At 65.7% G+C, this 4,969-nt stretch carries 6 protein-coding genes; all 6 read right to left on the bottom strand.

Annotation, left to right across the window (positions count from 1 at the left end):
* A partial coding sequence (locus RMO85_RS03175; RefSeq protein WP_310526422.1) for a Rieske 2Fe-2S domain-containing protein occupies positions 1-395 on the bottom strand: 395 nt, incomplete at its 3' end.
* 63 nt (positions 396-458) lie between these two features.
* On the bottom strand, positions 459-2,270 hold the full coding sequence (locus tag RMO85_RS03180; RefSeq protein ID WP_310526423.1) for a PEP-utilizing enzyme: 1,812 nt from the start codon (positions 2,268-2,270) through the stop codon (positions 459-461).
* 84 nt (positions 2,271-2,354) lie between these two features.
* Positions 2,355-2,612 carry a PEP/pyruvate-binding domain-containing protein gene (locus tag RMO85_RS03185; protein WP_310526426.1) on the bottom strand — a complete coding sequence of 86 codons (258 nt, stop codon included), beginning with the start codon at positions 2,610-2,612 and terminating at the stop codon, positions 2,355-2,357.
* A complete protein-coding gene (locus RMO85_RS03190; protein WP_310526427.1) occupies positions 2,500-3,645 on the bottom strand; it encodes a PEP/pyruvate-binding domain-containing protein in 1,146 nt (381 codons plus the stop codon). Before RMO85_RS03190 ends, RMO85_RS03185 begins: the two co-directional genes overlap by 113 nt.
* 5 nt (positions 3,646-3,650) lie before the next feature.
* Positions 3,651-4,700: a histidine phosphatase family protein gene (locus tag RMO85_RS03195; RefSeq protein WP_310526428.1), complete on the bottom strand. Its 1,050-nt coding sequence runs from the start codon at positions 4,698-4,700 to the stop codon at positions 3,651-3,653.
* An 8-nt stretch (positions 4,701-4,708) separates the two neighbouring features.
* Positions 4,709-4,969 (bottom strand): VOC family protein (locus RMO85_RS03200; RefSeq protein ID WP_310526429.1); only part of this gene is annotated, 261 nt, incomplete at its 5' end.

The following is a 4,969-nucleotide window of genomic DNA, read 5'->3' on the forward strand; positions in this document are numbered from 1 at the left end:
ACCCAGACCATCCCGCCCATCGTCTGGGCGGAGCCGGCCTTGGCCTTGATCTTCTCGCGGAACGTGGTGTTGTCGTTCTCGGCCGGCTGCTCGACGCACTGTCCGTCGAAGTCGTACTTCCAACCGTGGTAGCCGCAGCGGATGCCGTCCTCGTGGACGATTCCGTAGGTCAGCGACGCGCGCCTGTGGGGGCATGCCTCGCCGATGATTCCGTACTTGCCGGCCGGGGTCTTGTAGAGCGTCCAGTTCTCGCCGAGCAACCGCACGGTCTTGCTGGGCTTGGTGTCGAAGTCCTGCTCGAACGCGATGGGGTACCAGTAGCGGCGGAGCAGTTCGCCCATCCGGGTGCCGGGTCCAACCCGGGTCATCTCTTCGTTCTGTTCAACAGTCAGCATCGATGTTTCTCCTTCTGCGTCTGGTGTTCGGGTGGCCCGGGAGCCGGATGAGAGCGGTCGCTCTCAGTCCAGCACCGTGACCTTCCCGGTGTTGCCGTCGACCCGGAGCATCTGCCCGGTCTTGATGCTCTTGGTCCCGAAGGCGGTCCCGGTCACAGCAGGGAGGCCGTACTCGCGACAGACGATGGCAGCGTGGCTCATCATGCCGCCGACGTCGGTGACGGTTGCCTTGATCTTCCCGAAAATCGGCGCCCAGGACGGTGCCGTCAGCGGCGCCACGAGGATCTCGCCGTCCTGGATCTCGCTGATCTGGTCGGCGGAGAAGATCACTCGTGCGGGGCCTTCGACCAGGCCAGGGGACGCCGCAAAACCGCTGAGCACGCCATCTTCTCCGTCCTCGCCCGAGTTGAGCCAGGCCGAGACCGAGTCAGACGTGATGCCCCAGAGCATGACCGTGAAGGGCTCGGTGACGACCTCCGGTGGGATACCAAGAGCTGGCGGCGGCGACCAGGCCTTAAGCGCCTTGTGAATGCCGTGGCGACGCTCGATCTCGGCGGGCCAGTAGCCCGGGCCGCGGGAGGGCGCACCGACCGCCCAGCCGGTGACCAGGTCCATGAGCACGTCGCCCAGCTCGGCTCGCTTGATCATGAACACGTCGTCGGCTTCCGCGATGAAGCCAGCCGTCTTGAGCACTCCGCCGAGGTCGCGCATCTTGCGCCAGAGCACCGAGTGGCCCCAATGCTCGACGTAGAAGTTGTGGTTCTCGACGTAGGGGAAGACGGTGCGCGACAGGCCCAGCTTGGCGTCGAAGACCTCGCGGTCCTCGTCGGAGTCGAGCAGCTCCCGGTATTCCGAGACGACCCGGTCGCGCTCGACGTGCAGAGCGGCCACCGGACGGTTGAGGTCGACACCCTCCTTGACCTTGGCGATGTAGTCGGTGATGTAGCTGATCGGCACCTCGATGTTCTCGATCCAGATCTTGTCCGAGTGGTAGAACCCCGATCCGGTGGAGAAGTTGAACCACGGTTCGGCCGACTTCTCCCACTCGGCGATCCAGCCACGGCCCTCCTCGTCAGCCTCCAGCTTGCCCCAGGTGGCAGCGACGTCGCTCGCCTGGAAACGGTCGTCGAGCCCGGAGCTCACCGCCAGTCGCGCAAGCCTCTTCAGCTCGTCATCGGGGCGGAAGAGGTCGACATCGACACCCGCGACCATCTTGGCAATGGCCAGGTCCGGGATTGAGGGGAACGCGGCCTTGCAGAACCCGAAGAAGTCCAGGTAGGCGGCGTACCCGAGGTTCAGGAACTCGAAGTGGTACTGCCACAGGGTGAGGCCGAGATCGAGGAGTCGGTGGTACGACGCGAGCAAGTCGTTGCCCGATCCCTTGCCGATCCCGGACGTGATGACCTCGATGTCCTCGAACTCCGGGAGCGAGGTGAAGCTGAGCTCGCTCATCTCCTTGATCAGGTCGCGGACCTTGACCAGCCAGTCGTCGTACAGGCGGTCCCAGTTGCCGAAGTAGAAGCCGGCCCGCTCCATGAACATCGGCACCCGGGCCTCGATCTCCTCCTCCGGTGCGGGAACGGGGCTCAGGTAGACATAGCCATTGAGGATGCGGAAGTCCACGCCGAGTGCTGGCGGGATCACGTAGTGGCGGGTGTTGTACTGGGAGAGCGAGATGAAGGCGAACTCGAGGAACGTGGTGTCCCACGGTGTCAGGGCCTCGGGCCAGTGCACGCCGTCGTGGAACCAGAAGCCGCCGTCCTCGTAGTCACGGCGCTCGTCGCAGAACAGCGAGGAGTGGGTGTAGAGCTGCTGCCAGCCTTCGGCGCCCGCGGGCGTCTCGATCTCGAAGGGACTGGGGAAACGATCGGCCATGAGGCACTCCTAGGTGTGAAGAGCAGTGAATGTCGATGTCTGATCACGCCGCCTGAATTCGCTCTGGGGCGGTGCTGACCCGAGTCAGGCGGGTTGCTTCCCCTTCCCGGCGTAGAGCGGGTTGACGAGGGTGTCGACGATCGAGGACACGAGATCTGCCTTCGCTCCGACGCTGTGATGCCGTTTGCTCCACACGGTCTCCGGTCGGGCCTGCAGCAAGACGGTGTCCTCACCCGCGGGGAGGTCGTCGTCCACGGCCCATTCGATGTCCTGGGGGCAGCCGTAGTGTTTCTCCGCCGCCCGGGCAAGCCTGGCGATCGCGATGATCTCCTCGTCGGTCACCGACGGCGTGGCGCTTCTTGCTCCACACCGTCTCGGGACGGGCCTGCAAGAGGACTACGTCCTCACCGGGCGGCAGGTCGTCGTCCAGGGCCCATTCGATGTCCTGCGGGCTGCCGTAGTGCTTCTCCGCCGCCCGCGCGAGCCTGGCAATGGTGAGGATCTCCACATCGGTGAGCGAGGGGGCGTTGACCTGGTCGTCGGGCAGCGCAACTCGCGTGACCCGCGGGTGGCTGGCCCCCTCCACCTCGGTCAGCAGGTGTGCATGGGTCTTCGGGCTGATCGTGCGGCGGTTGATCGTCCACATGACCTTGTCGATCAGGAAGTTGTCGGGCGTCACGTCGCCCGAGACCACCCCCTCGCCGAAGCCCCAGGCCGCGTCGATACAGATCCCGGAACGGTCACCGTTGGTCGGGTCGAGGGTGAAGGCGACACCCGCGGCGCGCGGGCGCACCATCTTCTGCACGGCCACGGCCATGTCCACCTTGTTGTGGTCGTAGCCCAGCTCGTGTCGATACATGATGGCGCGCCCGGTATAGAGGCTCGCCCAGCAGCGTCGGATCTTCTCGAGCACCTCGTCGATGCCGCAGACCCACAGATAGGTGTCGTGCTCACCCGCGAACGACGCATCGGGCGAGTCTTCGGCCGTGGACGAGGAACGGACCGCCACGGGCACATCCTCCACACCCGACAGGACGCAGAGGTCGGCGTACATCTGTCGGATCTCCGCCGCGTGCTCGTCCGGGATCTCCCAGGTCATGACAACTTCTCGTGCTTGGGCCGCGACGGCTTCCAGCGCTTCCTGAGGAATGTCCGTGAACTGGCCGAGCCCGCCGTCAACGATCTCGGTGATCCGATGTTTCGAACCGGCGACCTCCTTGGCGTCAACGAACACCTTGGTCGTCACCGCGAAGCCCGGTGGGACGGGGAGCCCTGCCTGCATCATGGTGCCGAGCGACGCGCACTTGCCTCCAACTTGGGGGTGGTACTCGGGTGCGAGGCTGCCGAACGGGATCGCGCTGGGGCACTCAGTCATGGCTTTCACTCCTGGAAGCGGGGGTCGGAGTTGGCGGGCAGGGCATCGAGGTCGGGGATCACGACCTCCTGGACGCGGTTGCGATAGAGCACGAGTGCGGTGGTCCCGCCGGCGACGATGCGCACCCGGACGAACTCGGTGTTGAACGGCTCGCCCGGGTCATAACCCATCGCAAGCGTCGCGAAGGCCCGGATTGGTCCGGAGTGCGTCGCGACCACGACGGTCTGGGCAGACGTCCTGGCATGCGCGTCGAGGATGCCGCGCCAGAAGCGACGTACGCACGAGACCGGGGGCTCGAAATACATCATCGGCATGGTGAGCCAGTGGGTGATCGGGTCGCCTCCGCCTTGTTGAACTCCCCAGAAGCGGTCGACGTCGACCAGCCAACCCGGACGCTCACCCAGGCCGACCCGCTCCAGCTTCTCGATCTCCCGGTGATAGAGCCGGAAGGCACTGGTCACATCCTTGGGACCCTCGGGCGTGGCGACCTCGAAGTTGCGGAAGTTGGGGTCGTCATGGAGTTCGCCGATGTCGGGCTTCCCCCGGCCGAAGAGTTCGACGTTGTCGAGCAGACCACGGCGCAGGTGCTCAGCTGTCTGCCGAGCCCGGTTCGTCGGCGCGCACAGCATCTCGACCTTCATGCCATCGGTGACTCTCCGGGCGAGTTCCTGGCCCCGCCGATGCGCCTGCCAGGAACCCAACGGGGTGAGGCCCGACTCCGACGAATAGCCCTGGGTCTCTCCGTGTCGGACGAGGTAGATGTCGCAGTCGATGTCGGCGACCTGCTCGCGCCGCTCCGGGATGATCTCCTTGGTGCGGGTCACCTCGGCCCAGGCACGAGAGGTGCCGATGACGTTGCCGTCGTACGTCACAGGCTCGCTGGTGTGGCCGCGATCGCGGAACTGACGTAGGTAGAGCGGGACCGATTCGTCCTGCTCAGCGGGTCCGGCCGGCGCCGGGCTGCGTCGCGACTGGTGTCGAGTGAGGTAGGCGGGTGCGTCCGGGCGCTCGGTGCGCGGCAACGACGACGCGCTGATGGGCTTCTCGATGGTCATCCCGGGCCTCAGCTGTGCACCGTGAGGAACTGCTGGTTGACGACGCCGTCGTAGTAGAACATCGCCCGCCCCATCTCGGCCTCGGTCCAGGTGATCGGCTCGGAGCCGGGGTCGACCCAGTAGCCGCCAGTGAACATCTCGTTGCGGTTGCCCACCGGGTCGAAGAAGTAGAGGCACTGGCCACGGGTCACGCCGTGCCGCGTGGGGTTCATCTCGATGTTGACACCGTGATAGACGCAGGCGTCCGCCGCGTTGCGCAGGTCGTTCCA

It is taken from the genome of Nocardioides sp. (genome assembly GCF_031422975.1).
In the GTDB taxonomy this organism is placed as follows: Bacteria; Actinomycetota; Actinomycetes; order Propionibacteriales; family Nocardioidaceae; genus Nocardioides.

What these genes read in the sequence shown, in the direction of transcription:
- RMO85_RS03180 (WP_310526423.1), bottom strand. Translation starts at nt 2,270, where the DNA reads ATGGCCGATCGTTTCCCCAGTCCCTTCGAGATCGAGACGCCCGCGGGC.
- RMO85_RS03190 (WP_310526427.1), bottom strand. Translation starts at nt 3,645, where the DNA reads ATGACTGAGTGCCCCAGCGCGATCCCGTTCGGCAGCCTCGCACCCGAG.
- RMO85_RS03195 (WP_310526428.1), bottom strand. Translation starts at nt 4,700, where the DNA reads ATGACCATCGAGAAGCCCATCAGCGCGTCGTCGTTGCCGCGCACCGAG.